19 protein-coding genes are annotated in these 21,798 nt (G+C 70.3%); 5 read left to right on the top strand and 14 right to left on the bottom strand.

The window, feature by feature from the left end; all coding sequences use genetic code 11:
* Positions 1–45: 45 nt before the first annotated feature.
* Both ACIO1C_RS19455 and ACIO1C_RS19450 read right to left on the bottom strand, forming a co-directional pair.
* Positions 46–990, bottom strand: a complete 945-nt coding sequence (locus ACIO1C_RS19455) for an SRPBCC family protein (protein WP_401865011.1) — start codon at positions 988–990, stop codon at positions 46–48.
* 6 nt (positions 991–996) lie between these two features.
* Positions 997–1,701: a histone protein gene (locus ACIO1C_RS19450; protein WP_401865008.1), complete on the bottom strand. Its 705-nt coding sequence runs from the start codon at positions 1,699–1,701 to the stop codon at positions 997–999.
* Positions 1,702–1,953: 252 nt separating this feature from the next.
* Between ACIO1C_RS19450 and ACIO1C_RS19445 the strand changes: the two genes are divergently transcribed.
* Positions 1,954–3,120, top strand: coding sequence for a hypothetical protein (locus ACIO1C_RS19445; RefSeq protein ID WP_401865006.1), 1,167 nt, complete (start codon positions 1,954–1,956; stop codon positions 3,118–3,120).
* 76 nt (positions 3,121–3,196) lie between these two features.
* Here ACIO1C_RS19445 and ACIO1C_RS19440 read toward each other — a convergent pair whose 3' ends face one another.
* Positions 3,197–4,219, bottom strand: coding sequence for a LysR family transcriptional regulator (locus tag ACIO1C_RS19440; RefSeq protein WP_401865004.1), 1,023 nt, complete (start codon positions 4,217–4,219; stop codon positions 3,197–3,199).
* Between the two features lie 62 nt (positions 4,220–4,281).
* Between ACIO1C_RS19440 and ACIO1C_RS19435 the strand changes: the two genes are divergently transcribed.
* The 3 genes from ACIO1C_RS19435 to ACIO1C_RS19425 all read left to right on the top strand — a co-directional run bounded on the left by ACIO1C_RS19435 (position 4,282) and on the right by ACIO1C_RS19425 (position 7,484).
* Positions 4,282–5,571: an MFS transporter gene (locus ACIO1C_RS19435; protein WP_401865002.1), complete on the top strand. Its 1,290-nt coding sequence runs from the start codon at positions 4,282–4,284 to the stop codon at positions 5,569–5,571.
* A 166-nt stretch (positions 5,572–5,737) separates the two neighbouring features.
* Positions 5,738–6,433 carry a L,D-transpeptidase family protein gene (locus ACIO1C_RS19430; protein ID WP_161310339.1) on the top strand — a complete coding sequence of 232 codons (696 nt, stop codon included), beginning with the start codon at positions 5,738–5,740 and terminating at the stop codon, positions 6,431–6,433.
* Between the two features lie 67 nt (positions 6,434–6,500).
* Entirely contained in the window at positions 6,501–7,484 is a 984-nt protein-coding gene (locus ACIO1C_RS19425; protein ID WP_356423877.1) for a sigma-70 family RNA polymerase sigma factor, read from the top strand.
* A 66-nt stretch (positions 7,485–7,550) separates the two neighbouring features.
* Here ACIO1C_RS19425 and ACIO1C_RS19420 read toward each other — a convergent pair whose 3' ends face one another.
* The 8 genes from ACIO1C_RS19420 to ACIO1C_RS19385 all read right to left on the bottom strand — a co-directional run bounded on the left by ACIO1C_RS19420 (position 7,551) and on the right by ACIO1C_RS19385 (position 16,633).
* Positions 7,551–7,862 (bottom strand): STAS domain-containing protein, encoded by a 312-nt coding sequence (locus ACIO1C_RS19420; RefSeq protein WP_401864999.1) that lies wholly within the window; start codon positions 7,860–7,862, stop codon positions 7,551–7,553.
* 111 nt (positions 7,863–7,973) lie between these two features.
* The gene (locus ACIO1C_RS19415) at positions 7,974–9,251 is read right to left on the bottom strand and encodes a thymidine phosphorylase (RefSeq protein WP_401864996.1); all 1,278 of its coding nucleotides are present in this window, start codon (positions 9,249–9,251) and stop codon (positions 7,974–7,976) included.
* A 197-nt stretch (positions 9,252–9,448) separates the two neighbouring features.
* A complete protein-coding gene (locus tag ACIO1C_RS19410; protein ID WP_401864993.1) occupies positions 9,449–9,874 on the bottom strand; it encodes a cytidine deaminase in 426 nt (141 codons plus the stop codon).
* Positions 9,871–11,166 carry an ABC transporter permease gene (locus ACIO1C_RS19405; protein WP_401864990.1) on the bottom strand — a complete coding sequence of 432 codons (1,296 nt, stop codon included), beginning with the start codon at positions 11,164–11,166 and terminating at the stop codon, positions 9,871–9,873. Before ACIO1C_RS19405 ends, ACIO1C_RS19410 begins: the two co-directional genes overlap by 4 nt.
* Positions 11,163–12,290, bottom strand: coding sequence for an ABC transporter permease (locus ACIO1C_RS19400; protein ID WP_401864987.1), 1,128 nt, complete (start codon positions 12,288–12,290; stop codon positions 11,163–11,165). Before ACIO1C_RS19400 ends, ACIO1C_RS19405 begins: the two co-directional genes overlap by 4 nt.
* Positions 12,287–13,867 carry an ABC transporter ATP-binding protein gene (locus ACIO1C_RS19395; RefSeq protein WP_401865104.1) on the bottom strand — a complete coding sequence of 527 codons (1,581 nt, stop codon included), beginning with the start codon at positions 13,865–13,867 and terminating at the stop codon, positions 12,287–12,289. The genes ACIO1C_RS19400 and ACIO1C_RS19395 overlap by 4 nt, the downstream gene beginning before the upstream one ends.
* A 214-nt stretch (positions 13,868–14,081) precedes the next feature.
* Positions 14,082–15,149 carry a BMP family protein gene (locus tag ACIO1C_RS19390; protein ID WP_401864984.1) on the bottom strand — a complete coding sequence of 356 codons (1,068 nt, stop codon included), beginning with the start codon at positions 15,147–15,149 and terminating at the stop codon, positions 14,082–14,084.
* Positions 15,150–15,385: 236 nt separating this feature from the next.
* The gene (locus ACIO1C_RS19385) at positions 15,386–16,633 is read right to left on the bottom strand and encodes an amidohydrolase (RefSeq protein ID WP_401864981.1); all 1,248 of its coding nucleotides are present in this window, start codon (positions 16,631–16,633) and stop codon (positions 15,386–15,388) included.
* Between the two features lie 259 nt (positions 16,634–16,892).
* On the opposite strand from ACIO1C_RS19385, the gene ACIO1C_RS19380 reads away from it, so the two are divergent.
* Positions 16,893–18,383, top strand: coding sequence for an ATP-binding protein (locus ACIO1C_RS19380; protein ID WP_401864978.1), 1,491 nt, complete (start codon positions 16,893–16,895; stop codon positions 18,381–18,383).
* A 70-nt stretch (positions 18,384–18,453) separates the two neighbouring features.
* Here the strand turns inward: ACIO1C_RS19380 and ACIO1C_RS19375 are convergent, their stop codons facing one another.
* From ACIO1C_RS19375 to ACIO1C_RS19365, 3 genes are read right to left on the bottom strand one after another with little or no spacing between them, the layout of a single operon-like run.
* Complete coding sequence (locus tag ACIO1C_RS19375) at positions 18,454–19,581, bottom strand: hypothetical protein (protein WP_401864976.1); 1,128 nt, start codon at positions 19,579–19,581, stop codon at positions 18,454–18,456.
* A 5-nt stretch (positions 19,582–19,586) separates the two neighbouring features.
* Positions 19,587–20,513, bottom strand: coding sequence for an N-acetylneuraminate synthase family protein (locus ACIO1C_RS19370; protein ID WP_401864973.1), 927 nt, complete (start codon positions 20,511–20,513; stop codon positions 19,587–19,589).
* A gap of 9 nt (positions 20,514–20,522) precedes the next feature.
* Positions 20,523–21,788 carry a cytidylyltransferase domain-containing protein gene (locus ACIO1C_RS19365; protein ID WP_401864970.1) on the bottom strand — a complete coding sequence of 422 codons (1,266 nt, stop codon included), beginning with the start codon at positions 21,786–21,788 and terminating at the stop codon, positions 20,523–20,525.
* Positions 21,789–21,798 lie beyond the last annotated feature (10 nt).

Below are 21,798 nucleotides of genomic sequence, written 5' to 3'. Positions count from 1 at the left end.
TTCCGCGCCTCCGGGGAGGGGGCGGGGCGGTACGGACGTACGGACTCAGCGCGCGTCCTCTTCCCCGTCGTCCTCCGCCGCCGGCTCGTCGTCGTCCTCCCACTCCCCGGCCTGTTCGTCGTCGTCCTCCGACTCGTCCTCGGCGTCATCGTCCGGGGCCTCGTCGTCGTACTCGTCCTCCTCGTCGGCCAGGGCGTCCTCGTGGCTGCGGACCACCTCGCCGTCGCGGATCTCGCCCCGCCAGCCTTCGGCCTCCTCGTCGGTGAGCGTCACGTACCGCTGGAAGTGCTTGAAGTCCAGGCGCATCCGACGGCCCTGGACACGCCAGAGATTTCCGGTCTTCTCGAAGAATCCCGCAGGATAATATTCGACGACAAGGACGATCCTGGTCAGCGAAGGCGCCAGTTCATGGAAAGTGACCACACCGTGGGTCGACCCCTTCGCGCCTTCCGACTCCCATACGATGCGGTCGTCCGGCACCTGTTCCAGAACGGTCGCCTCGAAGCTCCGTGACGACGGACCCACCTTCACCTTCCACTGGCTTGTCGTCTCGTCGTCCATCGAGACGTTCTGCACGCCCTTGGTGAATCCCCCGAACTTCTCGTACTGCGTCCAGTGGTCATAGGCGGTCCTGATCGGAACGCCCACGTCCAGAGACTCGATGACACTGGTGACCTTTGTGTCGCCCGCCTTGCCGCCCCCACCGCCACCGGTCACCTTGTCGACGACGTTGTCCTTCACGTCCTTGGCCTTGTTCGAGATCAGCGTCTTCACAGGCGACTCGCCGAGCCCGACCAGGGTCCCGATCGAGGGAAGCTTCCCGTCGTTCTCCGCTATCTCTGTCAACTGACCCGTGATATTCGTGAGTTTGTCCCCGGCCCTCTCGGCGAGATGTCCCACCTGGGCGCCGACGAAGCCCGTGATTTCCTCCCGCACCTTCTCCACGGCGACGGTGCCGAGATGGGCAATCGCTTGCTCGGTCCTGGCCATGGCTGACTACCTCCGGCGGTCGGCGTGCGGTGACGACTTCTTCGCCGCCTTCTTGGACGGCTGATCGCTCTTCCTCGCGGCCGACTTCTTGGCCGGGGCCCCCTTCTTCTCCGCTGTCCTCCTGGCGGGGGCCGACTTCTTCGCCGGGGCGCGCCGCGCGGGCTGCCGCTTCTTCTGCGCGGGCCGCTCCGGCCGTTGGGAGCGGGTGTGCCGGCGCTGCCTGGGAGGCTCTTCCCCGGCCTCCTCGTCCTCGTCGTCCGGTTCCTCGGGTTCCTCGTCCGTCGCCTCGTCCGTCGCCTCGTCCGGCTCCTCGTCGCCGTCCTCCGGCTCCCCCTCCTCGTACTCGTCCTCGTACTCTTCCTCGGCCCCCTCCTGCTCCTGCTCCTCCTCGTCCTTGCCGCCCTTGCCGCCGAGGCCATGGCCGCCGAGCGCACCGGAGAGCGATCCCATGCCCCGGCCCGCCACGGACGTGAGCGCCTTGCGGGCCGCCTGGGCGCCTTCCGTACGCACCTGCTCCTGGAGCTCCGCGACCTGCGGGATCTCACCGAGGCGGCTCACTCCCCCGGAGATCAACTGCCGCGGGGCGAGGCCCATTCGCTTGCCCGTGAGGTACATCGCGGCAGTCAGGGCGAGCCGCCCCTTTTTCGTACGGCCGAGCACATAACCACCGACGACCGCGGCGCCCAGCGCGTATTTGTTGTTCTCCTCCATCGAGTACGCCACCTTCCAATGCCTTGTCTACGTCCGGTTTCTGACGTTCGGCGCCCGAACGGGCCTGACCGCGTCCACACCGGCATCCCCCGTACGAACTCCTTCCAGTGTGCGTGGCATATACGGTCGACGCCATTCAGCCGAGCAGAGTGCGACCCCTTCTCACATAGAGCGACAATCTCCGGGCGACGAGGGATCGTGCGACCATTGCCGGAGGGGGAAATGGGCCAGATTCGAGGATGTGCTGCCGGCATGGAGAAGGACGCAGGGTACGCCGAAGAACCGTCCGAAGAGATGTATGACGATGTCGAACCGGATGGCGAATCGGATGACACGGAAGCCGAATCCGACGACGCCGTGGCTTACGAGGACGACGGCGACGAGATCGAGGGCGAGGTGGCCGCCGAGGACGAGGCAATGGCCGACGAAGCACCCGACGTGTATCTCGACGTGCCCGTGCTGAAGATCGAGGAGATCGATCTCCAGGTCGAAGACCTCAGGGCAAGAGTTTCCTTGCAGGCCGAGGTGCTGGATCTGCTCAAGCTGAATGTCGGGGCCGACGTGGAACTGGGCCGGGTGGAACTCGACATCAAGGGAGTGGAGGCCCAGGCCCAACTCAAGGTCCGGCTGCACCATGTCGCCATGATTCTCAACCGGGTGCTGACCACGATCGACCGGAACCCTCAGATCCTGGAGCAGATCACACGGGGCGTGGGGTCCGCGGTCCAGGAGGTGGGCACCGGCACGAGGCAGGCGGTCGGGGAACTCGGCCGCGGGGCCGGCGGGGCGGTGGAACACGTCGGCCGGGGAGCGGGGGAAGCCGTCGAAGAGGTGGGACACGGCGCCGGTGGCGCGGTGGAGGGCGTCGGACGCGGGGCGGGGAAGGCCGTGGAGGACGTGGGTCACGGGGCGGGCGAGGCGGTGGAGGACGTCGGCGAAGGCGCCGGAGGAGCCGTTCAGGACGTCGGCCGGGGCGCGGGAGAAACGGTCCGGGACGTGGGCGAAGGTGCTGGAGGAGCCGTTCAAGGAGTGGGCGAAGGCGCCGGAGGGGCGGTTCACGACGTGGGCCGAGGTGCCGGAGAGGTGGCCGGGGATGTCGGCCGTGGGGCTGCGGACGCCGTCGAGGATGTCGGGGACGTCGGCGAGGACATCGGGGAGGAGACCGGAGACCTCGCGGAGGAAGCCGGGGAGGCCGTCGAGGAGGGGGCCGAAGACGTCGAGGAGACCGGCCGGGACGCGTCCCGTACCGCCCGGAACACCGGCAAGAGGGTCCGCAGGACCACCGACAGGACGGCCGGCACGATTTCCGGTACGGCGAAGTCGAAGCGCCGGAAGCCCCCGTCGCGGACCGCCGGCAAACGCACCCGGGAATCCACGGACGCCGAGGCACGTACCCCGAGGCGGCGCGCCGAACGCTGAGGGCCCGCCCGGCCGTCTCGTACGTCCCCCGCCCCCGCCGCGTCAGTGCGGCAGGCGCGTCAGTGCGGCAGACGCGTCAGTCCGGCAGGATCTGGCCCCGGCGGGACAGGAGGAAGCGTTTGAACTCCGCCACCGGTGGGGTGTCCGGGTGGCCGTCCAGCCAGGCCAGGCCGATCTCCCGTACGGCGCGTGGTGCCGTCACCGTCAGTTCCACCACCCCGGGGCGGGCCACCGCCGGAGGGGGCAGCAGGGCGACGCCGAGGCCCGCCGCCACCAGGCCGCGCAGGGTCTCCGCCTCCTCCCCCTCGAACGCGACACGCGGCTTGAAGCCCGCCTTGGCGCACAGGTCGTCGGTGATCCGGCGCAGCCCGTACCCCGGTTCGAGCGTGACGAACGACTCGTCCGCCGCCTCGGCCAGCCGGACGCGCTTGCGGCCCGCGAGCCGGTGGTCGTCGGGGACGACCAGGCGCAGCCGCTGGACGTCGACCCGCCGGGCGACCAGGTCGGGGGCGTCCGGCACCGGTGAGGTCAGGCACAGGTCCAGGTCCCCGGCTCGCAGGCGTTCGATCATCGCCTCGCCGTAGTTCTGGACGAGTTGGAACCGTACCCGGGGATGGTCGGCGCGGAAGGCCCGGATCAGGCCGGGCACCGTCTCGGAGCCCATGGTGTGCAGAAAGCCGAACGCGACCTTGCCGGAGGCCGGATCCGCGTCGGCCCGTACGGACTCGGCGGCCCGCTCCACTTCGGCGAGCGCCCCTTCGACCGAGGTGAGGAACGCGCGGCCGGCGGGGGTGAGCGAGACCGTACGGCCCTTGCGGGCGAACAGGGTGATCCCCAGGTCCTGTTCGAGCCTGACCATCGCCCGGGAGAGCGTGGACTGCGGGACTCCCATGTCCTGCGCGGCCCGTGTCACGTGCTCGTGGCGGGCGACCCCGGCGAAGTACGCGAGGCGCGGGGCGAGCAGGGCCGGCCAGGACGCGGGGTCCAGACCGGCCTGCGGCGAGTCCCGCGTACCGTCTCGTACGCCGTCTCGTACGCCGTCTCGTACGCTGCCCCGCACGCCGTCCCGCGTGCCGTCTGATCTCGGTTGATGCACCATGGGATCGATTATCGCCATTCCATGCATTGGACGCATGAGCGAACGGTGCCTACGTTCGTCGTATGCCTTCTGTCAGTACCGAGGCACCCGTCACCACGGGTGCCTCCGCAGCACCGTCCGCCCCCGACCGGCTCACCCCCGGTGACCAGCTCGCCCCCGGTGGTCCCGGCTACCGCCGCATGAGCCTCGCGCTCTTCGCCGCCGGGATCGCGACCTTCGCCCTCCTCTACTCCACGCAGGCCCTCCTGCCCGCGATCTCCACGGACTTCGGTGTCACGGCGGGGCAGGCCAGTTGGACGGTGTCGGCGGCGACGGGCGCGCTCGCCCTCTTCGTCCTGCCGCTGAGCGCGCTCTCCGAGCGCTTCGGCCGGCGGACGCTGATGACCGCCTCGCTGGCGGTCGCCGTCGTGGTGGGGCTGCTGGTGCCGTTCGCGCCGAACCTGGAGTGGCTGGTGGCGCTGCGCGCCGTGCAGGGCGCGGCCCTGGCCGGGCTGCCGGCCTCCGCGATGGCGTTCCTCGCCGAGGAGGTACGGCCGAAGGCGCTGGTCGCCGCGATCGGCCTGTTCGTCGCGGGCAACAGCATCGGCGGCATGAGCGGCCGTATCCTCACCGGCTGGGTCGCCCAGGCGTGGGGCTGGCGGGCGGCGCTGGCGGCGGTCGGGCTGCTGGCGGTCGCCTGCGCGATGATCTTCCGCGCGATGCTGCCGAGGGCCAGGAACTTCACGTCCCGCACGCTGAGCCCGAGGGCGCTGGCGAAGACGATCTGGGGCCACCTGTCCGATCCGCTGCTGCTGCGGCTGTACGCGATCGGCGGGCTGTTCATGACGGTGTTCGGCGCCGTCTACACCGTCATCGGCTACCGGCTGGTGGCGGAACCGTTCAACCTCCCCCAAGGTGTCGTCGGCTCGGTCTTCGTCGTCTACCTGGTCGGTACGGTCTCCTCCGCGGCGGCCGGCCGGCTCGTCGGGCGGCTGGGGCGGCGCGGCGCGCTCTACCTGGCCGTCGGCACGACCACGGCGGGCCTGCTGCTCTCCCTCTCGGACGCGCTCGCAGCCGTCCTGCTCGGCCTGGTGCTGATCACGGCGGGTTTCTTCGCGGGCCACGCGGTCGCGTCGTCGTCCGTGAGCCGTACGGCCAAGTCGGGCCGCGCGCAGGCGTCGGCGCTCTACCAGTCCTCGTACTACCTGGGCAGCAGCGCGGGCGGCACGCTGGGCGCGATCGCCTTCCACGCGGGGGGCTGGGCGGCGACGGTCTCGCTCGGGCTGCTGGCGGTGCTGGGCGTCGTGTCGGTCACGCTGTACGGGTCGCGGTGCGCGCGGGTGGAGCGGCGCCGGGTGCTCGCGGGCCACTGAGGCCGCCAAGGACGCCGAGGACCGGCCATCGCTGTTACCGAATCAGCGTACAGGGGCGTGCAACTACGCGTACCGTTCGTCCGTCTATCTCCCTGAACACGCGCTACAAAAAGGCGCGGCACACAGCCATTTCGGATCAGGTACGAGGACGGACGGGGCGGGACGTATGGGAAGCATCGGACGCAGAGGGGCCGTCGCGGCGGGGATCGCCGCGCTGGTGGTGCCGTTGACCGTGGCACTGGGCGGCACCCCCGCGCAGGCGGCGAGTTGTACGACCAGTACGGGGCCGAACCAGAAGCAGGTCGAGAAGTTCCTCGGCCGGCCGGTGGACGGCAAGCAGTCGGCCACCGACTGCAAGGCCATCCGCGCCTTCCAGTCGAAGCACGGCATCACGCCGACGATCGGCTACGCCGGGCCCGTCACCTGGGGCGTGATGGACCTCATGAACAAGCAGAAGGCCGCGGGCAAGACGCCCAACAAGGCCGGCAAGTGCCCGACCAACAAGGGCCGTATCGCGTGTGTCGACCTGACGCGCCAGCTGAGCTGGATCCAGGACGGCAAGAAGCTGGTGTACGGACCGGTCCCGGTGCGCACCGGCCGCGACAAGTACGAGACCAGGACCGGTCTGAAGAAGATCGGCTGGCGCGACAAGAACCACGTGTCGTCGATCTACGACGTGCCCATGCCGTACAGCCAGTTCTTCGACGGCGGCCAGGCGTTCCACTCGGTGGGCGTGAGCATGTGGAACCCGCCGGGTTCGCACGGCTGCGTGAACATGACGACGGCGGCGGCTTCGAAGTACTGGTCGCTGCTCAAGACCGGTGACGACGTCTTCGTGTACGGCCGTAAGCCCGGAACCTGAGCCGATTGTCAGTGGGGTGCGGTAGCTTCCGAAGGACTGGTTCCAAGGGGGCGACTGGGGTGACCCGATGAGTGATCTCGCGACAACAGAGGATCTTGATTCCCGGCTGGAGAAACACCGGACGGAGCTGACGGGGTACTGCTACCGGATGCTCGGTTCGGCCTTCGAGGCCGAGGACGCCGTGCAGGACACGATGGTGCGGGCGTGGCGCAGCTTCGACAAGTTCGAGGGCAGGTCCTCGCTCAGGTCGTGGCTGTACCGCATCGCGACGAACGTGTGCCTGGACATGCTGAACGCGGGCAACCGCAGGGCGCGGCCGATGGACCTGACGGCCGCGACGCCGGTGGCCCAGGCCCAGCTCAACGCGCGGCCCGAGGTGACGTGGCTGGAGCCGGTGCCGGACGGCCGGGTGCTGCCCTCGGTGGCGGACCCGGCCGAGCGGGCGGTGGAGCGGGAGACGATCAGGTTGGCGTTCATGGCCGCGCTCCAGCATCTGCCGCCCAAGCAGCGGGCCGTGCTGATTCTGCGCGAGGTGCTGGCGTGGAAGGCGAGCGAGGTCGCGGAGCTGCTGGGCACGACGGTGGCTTCGGTGAACAGCGCGCTCCAGCGGGCGCGGGCGACGATCGCCGAGTCGGAGCCGGCGTCCACGGACGCGGCGGATCCGCTGGACGACGAGCAGAAGGAGCTGTTGGAGCGCTATGTCACGGCCTTCGAGGGCTATGACATGAAGGCGCTGACGACTCTCCTCCACGAGGACGCGACGCTCTCCATGCCGCCGTACGACCTGTGGTTGCGGGGTCACGACGACATCGTGGGCTGGATGCTCGGGGTCGGCTCCGTCTGCCGGGGCTCACGCCTCATCCCGACGGTGGCCAACGGCACCCCGGCGTTCGCGCACTACCACCCGGCCGAGGACGGCAACGGGCATACGCCGTGGGCGCTGATGGTCATCGAGATCGTGGACGGCCGGATCTCGGGCATCAACTCGTTCCTGGACACGGAGCGGTGGTTCCCGCTGTTCGACCTGCCGGCGAGGCTGGAGAAGGAGTAGCCGCCGGATCCGCGTGGGCCGGCCGGCACGACCCGGCCCACGCGGATACGCCCCTCTCCCCGCCCGCTACGGATCGTCGTCCAGGTCCGGATACGGCTCCACCAGGTCGGCGAGACCCACCAGGTCCAGCAAGAGCCGCAACTCCCGCCCGGCCCCCCGCACCCGCAACCGGACCGCGCGCCGCCGGGCGGTGAGCTGTAACCGCGCGAGCGCGTTGACGGCGACCAGACTGGGCCGCTCCAGCTCCCGCACGTCGCAGACCGCCTCGGTGGCCCCGCTCCCCCGCAGCCGAGCGACCAGCTCGTCACACAACCGGGGCACGTCACCGGGCCCGAGCCGGCCCGAGACAACAAGAACGATCGGTTTCGTGGCATCCACAACCAGAAAGACCGCCACGGCCGTCAGAACTCATCGGGCGCCCGGCCGGCATGGCGGACGGGACCGGCGTAGGTCCACCGGTCCCGTTCACCCGTTCGGGGAAACCGCAGGTCAGGCGATACGTTCCAGCACCACCGGGCGCTGGTCGTATGTCGTGCCCGCCGGGGCGATGTCGTACGTGGAGTCCAGGGCCTCCTGGGCGTACGGGAACTTCTCCGGGGTGTCCGTGTGGAGGGTGAGGAGCGGCTGGCCCGCTGTGACGTGGTCGCCGGGCTTCGCGTGGAGTTCGATGCCCGCGCCTGCCTGGACCGGGTCCTCCTTGCGGGCGCGGCCCGCGCCCAGGCGCCAGGCGGCGACGCCTACTCCGTACGCGTCGAGGCGGGTCAGGACGCCCGAGGAGGGGGCCGTGATCACCTGGTGCTCGCGGGCCACCGGGAGCGCCGCGTCCGGGTCGCCGCCCTGGGCCGCGACCATCCGGCGCCAGACGTCCATCGCCGAGCCGTCGGCCAGCGCCTTCGCCGGGTCGGCGTCCCGCAGGCCCGCCGCGTCGAGCATCTCGCGCGCCAGGGCGAGGGTCAGCTCGACGACGTCCGCCGGACCGCCGCCCGCGAGGACCTCGACGGACTCGCGGACCTCCAGCGCGTTGCCCGCGGTGAGGCCCAGCGGCGTATCCATGTCGGTGAGCAGCGCGACCGTCAGCACGCCGTGGTCGTTGCCGAGGCCCACCATCGTCGCCGCCAGCTCACGGGCGTCCTCGACGGTCTTCATGAAGGCGCCGGAGCCGACCTTGACGTCCAGGACCAGCGAGCCCGTGCCCTCGGCGATCTTCTTCGACATGATCGAGGAGGCGATGAGCGGGATGGCCTCGACGGTGCCGGTGACATCGCGCAGCGCGTACAGCTTCTTGTCGGCGGGGGCAAGACCGTCACCCGCCGCGCAGATCACCGCGCCGGTGCTCTCCAGGACGTGCAGCATCTCGGCGTTGGAGAGCAGCGCCCGCCAGCCGGGGATGGACTCCAGCTTGTCGAGCGTGCCGCCGGTGTGGCCCAGGCCGCGCCCGCTGAGCTGCGGGACCGCCGCCCCGCACGCCGCGACCAGCGGGGCGAGCGGCAGGGTGATCTTGTCGCCCACGCCGCCCGTGGAGTGCTTGTCCGCCGTCGGACGGGACAGCGCGGAGAAGTCCATGCGCTCGCCGGAGGCGATCATGGCGGCGGTCCAGCGGGCGATCTCGGTGCGGTTCATGCCGTTGAGGAGGATCGCCATGGCCAGCGCCGACATCTGCTCGTCGGCGACCTCGCCCCGGGTGTAGGCGTCGATCACCCAGTCGATCTGCTCGGGGCTCAGTTCGCCCCGGTCCCGCTTGGTGCGGATGACGGAGATGACGTCCATGGCGTGCGTTCCTTTCGGCACAACAGGTGTGCGAGGGATGGGTGGTGCGGTGGGTGTGCGGCAGCACACCGGTCGTACGCAGTTGTGCGGCCCCGGCGGGTCGTACGCAGTTGTGCGGCCCCGGCGCCGCCGGGTCGCGGCGGCGGCGGGGCCGGGTCAGGGGGTGGGGCGGGCGGGCGGGCCCACACGGCCGGCGCTCAGGCCAGGTGCCCGGGGCCGAACGCCTGCGGGAGCATGTCGTCCAGCGTGCGGATCCCCGCCGGGGTCTCCATCACCAGCTCGGGGCCGCCGAACTCGTACAGCAGCTGTCTGCACCGCCCGCACGGCACCAGCACCTCCCCCGCGCCGTCGACGCAGGTGAAGTGGGTGAGCCGGCCACCGCCCGTCAGGTGCAGGGCGGAGACCAGACCGCATTCGGCGCACAGCGACAGGCCGTACGACGCGTTCTCGACGTTGCAGCCGCTGATCGTACGGCCGTCGTCCACGAGGGCCGCCGCGCCGACCGGGTAGCCGGAGTACGGGACGTACGCCCGGGACATCGCGTCCCGCGCGACGGACCGCAGTTCCGTCCAGTCGATGTCCCCCGGCGTGTCCGCGGTACCCGCGGAGCCGTCGGCCGTCACTTTCCTTGTCCTCTTCGGTAGCGCATACCGTCAGCTTTGGGCATCCGCAGCCGCTGGGCCGACAACGACAGCACCAGAAGCGTCACGACGTACGGCGTGGCGCCAACGAAGTCCGAGGGGACGGTGTCGGTGACCAGGTACCAGACCAGGATGAGCAGCGCGGTGACTCCGCTGAGGATCGCCTGGAAGCGTGCCTTCCGGTACGCCTTCCACGCGGCGAGCAGCACCAGCAGCACCACGAGCAGGAGCAGCAGCGCGTGCACGGTCTCGCCGCCGTTGCGCAGCTGGAGCGCGTCGGAGAAGCCGAACAGGCCCGCGCCCATGGCGAGCCCGCCGGGCCGCCAGTTGCCGAAGATCATCGCGGCGAGACCGATGTAACCGCGGCCGCCGGTCTGGCCCTCCAGGTAGATGTGCGAGGGCACGGTGGCGAGGAACGCGCCGCCGAGTCCGGCGAGGCCGCCGGAGATCGCGACCGCCATGTACTTGTACGAGTAGACGTTGACGCCCAGGGACTCGGCGGCGATCGGGTTCTCGCCGCAGGAGCGCAGGCGCAGCCCGAACGGGGTCCGCCAGAGCACCCACCAGCTGCCCACGAAGAGAACGGCGGCGAAGACCGTCAGCACGGACAGGTTGGTGATCGCGCCGCCGAGGATGCCCGCGAGGTCGGAGACCAGGAACCAGTGATGGTCGGCCAGCGACTTGAGTCCGTCGGAGAGCCCCGGGATCGTGATGTCCGGGACCGAGTCGACGGCCGGTGACTGCTTGGGGTTGCCGCCCAGGGTCTGCGCCTCGCCCGCGTTGAAGAAGATCTTGGCGAGGTACTGGGTGACACCGAGCGCGAGGAGGTTGATCGCCACACCGGAGACGATGTGGTCGACCCCGAACGTCACGGTCACGACGGCGTGGAGCAGGCCGCCGAGCACACCGAAGGCGATGCCCGCCAGGATGCCGAGCCAGGGGTTGGTCTGCCAGCCGATCCAGCCGGCGCCGAAGGTGCCGAGGATCATCATGCCTTCGAGGCCGATGTTGACCACTCCGGCGCGTTCCGACCACAGGCCGGCCAGGCCCGCGAGGCCGATCGGCACGGCGAGGCCGAGCGAGGCGCTGATCTGGCCCGCCGAGGTGAGCTGGTCGGCGCCGGTGAGGATCCGTACGAGGGAGAGCAGGATCAGCCCGCCCGCGACGATCAGCAGGACCCGGGCGAGGGTCAGCTTGCGCCGGGCGGGCTTGGCGGCCGGTGCCTTCGGCGTGGCGGGAGTGGGAGGCGGGGTGTCGGTCGTCGTGGCGGTCATCGGGCCACCTCCAGCTTCTGGGTCGTGGCCGCCTGGGCGGCGAGTTCGGCGCCGACCCGCTGCTGCTGGCGTTTCAGGCCGTACCGGCGGACGATCTCGTAGGCGATGACGACGCACAGGACGATGACGCCCTGGATCACGCCGAGGATCTCCTTGTCGTAGCCGATCACTTCGAGGTGGTTGGTGGTGCGCTCCAGGTAGCCCCAGAGGAGGGCCGCGAGGGCGATGCCGATCGGGTGGTTGCGCCCGAGCAGTGCGATCGCGATGCCGGTGAAGCCGATGCCCAGCGGGAAGTCGTTGCTGTACATGTGGCTCTCGTTGAGCAGCGTCGGCATGCCGATCAGGCCGGCCATGGCGCCCGAGAGGATCATGCTGGTGAAGATCATCTTCTTGACGCTGACGCCGCTCGCGGCGGCGGCCGACTCCGACTGGCCGACGGCCCGCAGGTCGAAGCCGAAGCGGGTACGGCCGAGGACGAACCAGTAGGCGAGGCCCGCGAGCGCGGCGACGACGATGAATCCCCACAGCTGGCCGGCCGGGCCCATGTCCAGGGTGAAGAAGAAGGACGACTCCGGCAGGGGCTTGGTGGAGACCAGGGTGCCCGCGTCGTCCAGCTGGCCGAGCCGCTCGGGCTGGATCAGATAGCCGATGATCGCGGTGGCGATGGAGTTCAGCATGATCGTCGAGATGACCTCGCTGACCCCGCGTGAGGTCTTGAGGATGCCCGCGATGCCGGCCCACATGGCGCCGACGAGCATCGCGACCAGGATGATGACCGGGATCTGGACGAGCGCCGGCAGGTGCAGCGCGCCGCCGACGACGGCCGCGGCGAAGGCCGCCATGCGGTACTGGCCGTCGACCCCGATGTTGAAGAGGTTCATCCGGAAGCCGATGGCGACCGCGACACCCGCGAGGTAGTACGTCGTGCCCTTGTTGAGGATGTAGATCTGGCTGTCGCTGGCGGAGCCGTACGACAGCATGTCGTTGAACGCCTCGAACGGGTTCTTGCCCGTGGCGAGGATGACCAGCGCGGTGACGACGAGCGCCGCGACCAGGGCCAGCAGGGGCGCGCCGACCGCGAGGATCACCCGCTCCTTGTCCAGCCGGGAGGTGAGCTTCTTCATCGGGCCTCTCCCGCGGTTTCGCCTGTTTCGCCTGTTTCGCTTGTTCCGCCCGAGCGCTGCGGGGGCACGGTGTGCGCCAGGTGGCCGGTGGCGGCACCCGTCATGGCGGAGCCCAGTTCCTCGGGGGTGATGGTGGCGGGGTCGGCGTCGGCGACCAGGCGGCCCCGGTACATCACCCGCAGGGTGTCGGACAGGCCGATCAGTTCGTCCAGGTCGGCGGAGATGAGCAGGACGGCGAGGCCGTCGCGGCGGGCGTCCTTGATCTGGTCCCAGATCTGGGCCTGGGCGCCGACGTCCACGCCCCGGGTGGGGTGCGCGGCGATCAGCAGCTTGGGGTGGTGGCTCATCTCCCGGCCGACGATCAGCTTCTGCTGGTTGCCGCCGGACAGGGAGCCGGCCGTGACCTCGATGCCGGGGGTCCGTACGTCGTACTCGCGCACGATCCGTTCGGTGTCGAGGCGGGCGGCCTTGCCGTCGATGAGACCGCGCCGGGAGTTGGGCGTCTCGGTGACGTGGCCGAGAATGCGGTTCTCCCAGAGCGGGGCCTCCAGCAGGAGGCCGTGGCGCTGGCGGTCCTCGGGGATGTAGCCGATGCCGCTTTCGCGCCGGGTGCGGGTGGGCGCGTGGGAGATGTCCGTACCGTCCAGGGTGATGACACCGCCGTCGGGGTCGCGCAGGCCCATGATCGCCTCGACGAGTTCCGCCTGGCCGTTGCCCTCGACGCCGGCGATGCCGAGGATCTCACCCTGGTGGATGGTGAACCGGATGCCGGCGAGGACGTCGCGTACGACTCCGTCGCTGTCGGTCGCGGTGAGCCTCAGGTCCTCGACCTTCAGCGTGGGCACGTCGGTGACGGTCGACTCGCGGGTCTCCGGGGAGGGCAGCTCGCTGCCCACCATCAGCTCGGCGAGCTGCTTGGAGGTGGTGGTACGGGGGTCGGCGCTGCCCACCGTCGTACCGCGCCGGACCACCGTGATCTCGTCGGCGACCGACAGCACCTCGCCCAGCTTGTGGGAGATGAAGATGACGGTCAGGCCCTCGGACTTCAGCTCGCGCAGGTTGTCGAAGAGGGCTTCGACCTCCTGCGGGACGAGGACCGCGGTGGGCTCGTCCAGGATGAGCGTGCGGGCGCCCCGGTAGAGAACCTTGAGGATCTCCACGCGCTGGCGGTCGGCCACGCCCAGTTCCTCGACGAGGACGTCCGGGCGGATCCCGAGGCCGTACGCGTCCGAGATCTCCTGGATCTTCTTGCGGGCCCGGTTGCCGATGCCGTGGAGCTTCTCACCGCCGAGGACGACGTTCTCCAGGACGGTGAGGTTGTCGGCGAGCATGAAGTGCTGGTGCACCATGCCGATGCCGCGGGCTATGGCGTCCGCGGGGCTGCCGAAGCTGACCTGCGCGCCGTCGACGGTGATGGTCCCCTCGTCGGGCTTCTGCATGCCGTAGAGGATCTTCATCAGGGTCGACTTGCCGGCACCGTTCTCACCGCAGAGGGCGTGGACCGTGCCTCTGCGAACGGTGATGTCGATATCGCGGTTGGCGACGACACCGGGGAAGCGTTTGGTGATGCCGCGCAGTTCGACGGCGGGAGGGCTGGACGCGTTGATGGCGCACTCTCCTCGGGAGAAGGAGCGTTGGGGCGGGGGGCGTTCGGTGACGCTAGCGTGTCAACTCACGCCTACGCGCGTAGAGTTGGTACATCGTTATGGGCCCGGCGAAAGGGGGCGGAGCACTTTCACCGGGCCCGTACGCTCAGCCGGCGCCCGGTGGAGAACCGGGCGCCGGAGCAGGTCACGGGGTGGTCTTGACCTTGATCGAGCCGTCCACGATCTTGGCCTTGGCGGCGTCGATCTTGGGCTGGATGTCCGCGATGAAGCCACCGCTGGTGGACAGCGACACGCCGTCCTTGGCCAGCGAGTAGGCGTTGGTGCCGACCAGCGGCTTCTTGTCGTTGATCGACTTGATCAGGTCGTACACGCCGATGTCGACGTTCTTGACGACCGAGGTCAGGATCGAGCTCTTGTACTTGGCCAGGGAGACCTGGTTGTACTGGTCCGAGTCGACGCCGATGGCCCAGGCGCCCTTGGTGCCGTTGACGGCCTCGATCGCGCCGGAGCCGGAGGAGCCTGCGGCGCTGTAGATCACGTCGGCGCCGTTGTCGAGCATGCCCTGGGCGGCGGCCTTGCCCTTGTCGGGGCTGGCGAACCCGGAGGTGTCGGAGCCGTGCGACAGGTACTGGACGTCGACCTTGATCTTCGGGTTGGTGTCGTGGACACCCTGGACGTAACCCGCCTCGAACTTCTTGATGAGCGGGACGTCGACCCCGCCGATGAAACCGACGCGGTCCTTCTTGGTCTTGAGCGCCGCGGCGACGCCACCGAGGTAGGAGCCCTGCTCCTCGGTGAAGACGATGTTGTCGACGTTCGGGGCGTCGACGACCGAGTCGACGATGCCGAAGGTGACGGCGGGGAACTTCGCGGCCACCGACTTCATCGAGTTGGCGTACGCGTAGCCGATGCCGACGACGGGGTTGTAGCCCGCCTCGGCGAGCTGCGTCAGGCGGTCGACGCGGTCGGCCTCGGTGTCGGTGGTCTTGGCCGTCAGCTCCTTGGCCTCGCCGCCGAACTCGGCCTTGGCCTTGTCGACGCCGCGCGCGGCGGAGTCGTTGAAGGAGTGGTCGCCACGGCCGCCCACGTCGTAGGCGACACCGACCTTGACACCGGACTTCGCGGAGGACGAGCCGGACGGGGCCGCGTCCTCCTTGGCCTTGTCGGCGGACGTACTGCCACACGCGGTGGCGGTGAGGGCAAGTGCAGCTGAGGCTATGCCCGCTACAGCGATCTTGGATACCCGGCGCACGAGAGGGGCCCTTTCACTCGAAGCGCCTCCGTTGGCGCTGGTTTCGCGCCGATCGTAACGCGCGTAGATGTCAGTTAAAGACACGTTCACCAGTCGTTATCGGATCGTCTTCGAACCCGCGCGGGCACCCCGGGTGACCATCCGGACACCCCGGGGAGTCGTGCGCTCCCCGGGGCCGTGCACCCGCTGTACCCGCGGCCGGACATCCGCTCCCCCCACGGCCGGACACCCCCTGCTCAGGCCAGCATCGCGGCGGCGGTGAACAGCTCCACGGCCACGCCGATCGCCTGCTCGTCCACGTCGAAATCGCCCCGGTGGAGGTCGTACCGCGCGGTGTCGCCGGGCGGCCGGACGCCGAGGCGGGCCATCGCGCCGGGGACCTTCTCCAGGTACCAGGAGAAATCCTCGCCGCCGAGACTCTGCTCAGTGTCCTCGATTGCGTACAACCCGCGGCGGGCGGCCTGCGCGTCCCGCAGCAGTTCGGTGACGACGGCGTCGTTGACGACCGGCGGGACGCCCCGTACATACGTGACCTGGGTCTTGGCGTGATGGAGCGCGGCGACCTCGTCGACGGCCTCGTGGATCAGGTCCGGCGCGTCGTGCCAGGCGGAGAGCTCCAGGCAGCGGACCGTACCGGACAGTTCCGCGTGCTGCGGGATGACGTTGGCCGTGTGGCCCGACTCGATACGGCCCCAGGTCAGGACGAGCCCGGAACGGGCGTCGACCCGGCGGGCGAGGAGCGCGGGCACCTCGCTGGCCACCTTGGCGATGGCGGTGATCAGGTCCGTGGTGAGGTGCGGCCGCGCGGTGTGGCCGCCGGGGCCGTCGAGGGCGACCTCCAGCCGGTCGCAGGCGGAGGTGATGGGTCCGGCCCGCAGTCCGATGAGGCCGGCGTCGACCTTGGGGTCGCAGTGGACGGCGATGATCCGGCCGACACCGACGAGGGCGCCGGAGTCGATGGCGGCGAGCGCGCCGCCGGGCATGACCTCCTCGGCGGGCTGGAAGATCAGCCGCACCGGGTTCGGCAGGAGACCCCGCCGGTGGAGGTCGGCGAGAACCAGTCCGGCGCCGAGGACGGCGGTGGTGTGCACGTCGTGGCCGCACGCGTGGGCGCGGTCGGGGATGGTGGAGCGGTACTCCACGCCCACCTTGGTGTCCGGAATGGGCAGGGCGTCGATGTCGCCACGGATCGCGAGCACGGGCCGCACGCCCTGCGCCGACACCCCGCCGGCTTCCCCGATCTCCCCGATGTCACAGATGAGCCCGGTCCCACTGCCCAGCACCCGAGGCTCCAGCCCGGCCAGCTCCAGCCGCCGCTTGATCGCGGCGGTGGCGCGGAACTCCTGATTGCCCAGCTCAGGGTGCATGTGCATGTCCCGGCGGAACGCGATCAGCTCGGCGCGCAGACTCTCGGGAAGCGCACCGGGCAACGCTGCTTCGCCGGCCGGGGGGACATCTGATTCACGGGACGTCAAGTGGTTCACCTTCTGAAGATTAGGCCTCTTCCTAGGTCAACTACCCAGCGATCAACAAAAATTTCAGCCACCCAGCCAAAAATCAGGCGGGCGGCCCGCATGGTGAGACGAGCGGGTGGGGTAGCGCGGCCCGTTCCCCTCCCTCACTCCAGCCCCACCGGCCCTCCCGCAACCCCATCGCCATCTCCCCCATCGCCACCTCCCCCTCGTAGTGCTCCACATATACTGATCCGTATAGGTCCACCTATACGGATTGGCGACCGAGGCGATGCTGGACAAACCCGCACGGGTGCTGGACCGCGACCGCGAGTGGCGCACCCTGAACCAGTTCCTGGCGGCCGACGACCCGCATCTGCGGCTCGGCCTGCTGTCAGGCCGCAGACGTCACGGCAAGTCGTTCCTCCTGCGAGCCCTGACCGAGCGGGCTGGGGGCCTGTACCTCACGGCGGTGCGGGAGGAGGGCCGGGTCAGCGCTTCGCGCCGGGCGACGGACGCCATCGCCGCGTACGCCGGGCTACCGGACGCGAGCCTGGAGATAGGGGACTGGGAACGGATCCTGGCCACCGCACTCGACCAGGTCGCCGAACGGGCGACCGTCCCGCTGCTGGTCATAGACGAACTGCCCTACCTTCTGGAGCACTCGCCCGAGATCCCCGGCATCCTCCAGAAGCTCTACGACGACTCCCGGTCCGGAGTCGGCCGTCCGGTCCGTGGCCGGATCATCCTGTGCGGTTCCGCCATGAGCGTCATGCACGAACTGCTGTCCGGCACGCAGCCGCTCCGGGGGCGGGCCGCCATGGACATGCGGCTCGCCGCCTTCGGCTACCGGGCCGCGCGCCGTCTGTGGTCGATCGAGGACCCGGCCGTGGCACTGCGCGTGCACGCCACGCTCGGCGGGGCCCCGGGCTACCGGCAGCTGGTGGCCACCGGCACGCCCGACACGGAGAGCGGCTTCGACACATGGGTGATCGAGAACCTCCTCAGCCCCGACATCGGGGTCTTCACCCGCACCGAAACGGAATACCTGCTGCGGGAGGACCCGCGCATCACCCGCAGGACGCTCTACTACGACGTACTCACCGCCCTCGCCCGCGGCGCGTCCTCCCCGTCCAAGATCGGCGGTCTGATCGGCAGGGAGCGTACGGCGCTGGCGCATCCCCTGGACGTCCTGAAAAGCTCCGGGTACGTGGTGAAGGAGGAGGACATCCTCCGCAGCCGCCACACCAGCATCAAACTTGTCGATCCCGTGATCCGGTTCAACCAGCTCATCACCGTCCCCCGGGCCGATCTGATCGACCGCGGCCGCGCCGACCAGGCGTGGCACACGTCGTCCGCCACCTTCCGGTCCAAGATCCTCGGCCCGCACTTCGAGGAGCTGGCACGCCAGTGGACGGGGAACCACCTCGCCGAGGTGCTCCCCGGCCTGGAGCCGGGGGCGATCGGTACGACGGTCGTCCCCGACCCGGCGGCCAGAACCTCCCACGAGGTCGACGTCCTCGCACTCGACCTGGACAGCCGCCCACGACAGCCCGGCGCGAGAATCCGGCTGCTCGGGGAGGCGAAGGCGACGATCGAACGCCGGGGCCCCCACGATCTGGCCCGCCTGGAACACATCCGCGCGCTGCTGTCCGCGCAGGGATACGACACAGAGGGCTCGGTCCTGGCCCTGTTCTCCCTGGCCGGCTTCCACCAGGACCTGACTCGAGCGGCGGCGGGGCGCCCTAACGTCCTCCTGGTCGATCTGGCCGCCCTCTACTGACCCGCTGATATGACGAGGCCCGTGCCACCTGGTGGGAAGAGGCGACGCGGGCCTTCGTTGTGTGCGGCCGTCAGGCCGGGGACGGGATGCGGGAGAGGCGGTGGACGTCTCTGGCTGTGGTGGTGACGCCTGAGAGGAAGCCCTGGGCCCGGGGGGACGCCGAGGACTTGAGCCATTCCGGGGCGATGTCGCAGACCGCGATCCGTACGCCCGTTCCCGCCAGGGCCAGGGGCAGGGTGTGGACCACCGTGGACGGGAAGCTGAGGACCGTGCTGCCGATGGGGCCGCGGCGGGCGATCAGTTCCAGGGGGAGGTCGGGGCGGACGATCTCCAGGCCCGTGTCCGCGTGGAGGCGGTGCAGTTTCTCCACGCTCTCGCGGCGGTGCGCGAAGTAGCGGGCCGCGTTGTGCGTACGGGCCAGCGAGATGACCGCCGCGATGTACTGGTCCACGTCCACCACGCCCGTTTCGACCAGCGAGGTGCCCACCATGTCCGCCGTCTCCGTGATCGACGGCGGGCCGAAGGTGGCCTTCGTCCACTCGAAGGTGTTCGGTGTGACCTCGATGCCCTCCGGCGCCTCGTCCACCGGCATCGAGGTGAAGACCTCCACCGGGCGGTCGGCGGACGGCGTGAGCCGCCGCCGGGCCGCCGCGGTGACCGGTGCCAGGACCAGCTCGCGCGGCCCCCGGCCGCTGCCGCGCCGGTGCCAGCGCACCAGGCGCTCCCCGCGGGCGACCTGGCCGATGAACTCCATGGTCGCCGTGCCGTCGTCCACGACCGTCAGCCGCTTGCCGCGGACGAGCGTGAGCAGGAGCTGTACGTACCGGGAGAACGGATCGCCGATCACGATCCGGTCCGCCTTGCGCAGCAGCGGTGTGAGCTGCCGTACGGTCCGCAGCGGCGCCCCGGCCCCGCTCCGCGCCTCTTCCCAGCGCACGGTGAACCCCTCGTCGCGGGCCAGGTCGGCCATCCGCCGGAGCTGGCCGCGCGACATGGGGTCGGTCGGGGACAGGACGACGACGGTGAGCGCGTCGGCCCGGCCGGCGGGAGCACCGCCGGCACGGGGTCCGGCGGCGCCGTCACCGTCGAGGACGACGGCCGTCCTGGCCCACTCCAGCACGTTCAGCAGCTGGACCGGGCTCTCGACGAACGCGATCGCTTGCGAGTGCGGGGCGCTGCCCGCGCTGGGGGTCGGCATGGTCGTCAGACCGAGACCGGCTCGGTGGACTCGGCGACGACGCCCGCGACACGGCGGAGCTTCTTCATCGGGCCGAGCTCCGACTCGTACACCTTCTTGACACCGTCACCGAGGGACGCCTCGATCGTGCGGATGTCACGGACGAGGCGCTGGAGGCCCTGCGGCTCGACGGAGGCGGCCTGGTCGGAGCCCCACATCGCGCGGTCGAGGGTGATGTGGCGCTCGACGAACGCGGCGCCGAGGGCGACGGCGGCGAGGGTGGTCTGGAGACCGGTCTCGTGGCCGCTGTAGCCGATCGGGACGTTCGGGTACTCCGCCTGGAGGGTGTTGATGACGCGGAGGTTCAGCTCCTCGGCCTTGGCCGGGTACGTCGACGTGGCGTGGCAGAGCAGGATGTTGTCGCTGCCGAGGACCTCGACCGCGTGGCGGATCTGCTTCGGCGTCGACATGCCGGTGGAGAGGATGACCGTACGGCCGGTGCCGCGCAGGGCGCGCAGCAGCTCGTCGTCGGTGAGGGACGCGGAGGCGACCTTGTGGGCGGGGACGTCGAACTTCTCCAGGAAGGCGACGGCCTCGGTGTCCCACGGGGAGGCGAACCAGTCGATGCCGCGCTTCTTGCAGTGCTCGTCGATCGTGCGGTACTCGTCCTCGCCGAACTCGACGCGGTGGCGGTAGTCGATGTACGTCATCCGGCCCCAGGGGGTGTCGCGCTCGATGTCCCACTGGTCGCGCGGGGTGCAGATCTCCGGGGTGCGCTTCTGGAACTTGACCGCGTCGCAGCCCGCGTCGGCGGCGACGTCGATCAGGGCGAGGGCGTTGTCCAGCTCGCCGTTGTGGTTGATGCCGATCTCACCCGTGACATAGACGGGGCGACCGGGGCCGGCGGTCCGCGTGCCGAGGGTGCGCAGGCGGGAGGTGGCGTCGGTGCTCATGAGGGGTCCTTACTTGTCGTGGGCGTTGATCGTGTGGGGGGTGTCGTTCGGGCGGAGAGCGTGAGACGTGGGGGTCTTCTCCTGCGGGGACGGGACGTGGAGTCCCGGTCCCAGCAACCAGGCGGCGATCTCACGGATCGCCCCTTCGCCGCCCGGAGTCGTGGTGACGGCACGCGCCGCGGCGCGTACGGCGTCATGGGCGCTCGCGACGGCCACCGGCCAGCCGACGAGCCCGAAGCAGCCGAGGTCGTTGACGTCGTTGCCGACGTACAGCACGCGCTCGGGCGCGATGCCGTGTTCGTCGCACCACTGCTTGAGCGCCAGGTCCTTGCGGTCGATGCCGTGCAGGACGGGGACCTGGAGTTTGCGGGCGCGGGCCGCGACGACGGGGTTCTGCTCGGTGGAGAGGATGAGCAGTTCCAGCCCGGAGCGGCGCAGCGCGGCGATGCCGAGGCCGTCGCCCCGGTGTACGGCGACCATTTCGCGGCCGTCGGAGTCGATGAGGACCTTGTCGTCGGTCTGGGTCCCGTCGAAGTCGAGGACGACGGCGTCGATGTCGTCGTGGACGGGCAGCGCCGCCGGGTCGAGGAGTGGCGCGAGGGCGCGGGCCCGTGCCAGGTCGTGCGGGTCGTCGATCTCCAGGACCCGGGCGGGGTCGGTGGTGACGAGCGCGGTGCGGCCGAAGAAGCGGTGCTGGGCCGCGCGGAATCCGGCGGCGCGCATCGCGTAGGCGGCGCCGGTCTCCAGGTACTCCTGGGGCCGGTCCTGGCGGCGGGGGCGGTTGGCCTTGTCGTGGTTGACGCCGTAGCCGTCGCGCTCGGTGCTGCCCGTGCGGTCGTCGCGCCAGATGAAGCCGTGGGTGGGCGCGACGGTGAGGGCGGAGTCGGCGCCGTCCTCGGTGAGGGCCGACACGACGCCGTCGAGGTCCTCCGCGGTGATGAACGGGCTGGTGCACTGCACCAGCAGCACCACGTCGGCGGTGACTCCGCGCATCGCGTTGTACGCGTCCATCGCGTGCAGGACGGCCGCCTCGCTGGTCGCGGTGTCCCCCGCGATGGCGGCGGGGCGCAGCACGACCTCGGCGCCGGCGGTCCTGGCGACGTCGGCGATGGCCGCGTCGTCCGTGGAGACGACGACGTCGGTCACGTGCCGGGCGGCGAGGCAGGCGCGGACCGCGCGGACGACCAGCGGGACTCCGCCGACGGGGGCGAGGTTCTTGGCGGGCACGCCCTTGGATCCCCCGCGGGCGGGGATCACGGCGAGGACGGCGTTCATCTGTGCTCCT

It is taken from the genome of Streptomyces sp. NPDC087420 (assembly GCF_044744165.1).
GTDB lineage: Bacteria > Actinomycetota > Actinomycetes > Streptomycetales > Streptomycetaceae > Streptomyces.
This window is presented reverse-complemented; position numbering and strand designations above follow the sequence as displayed.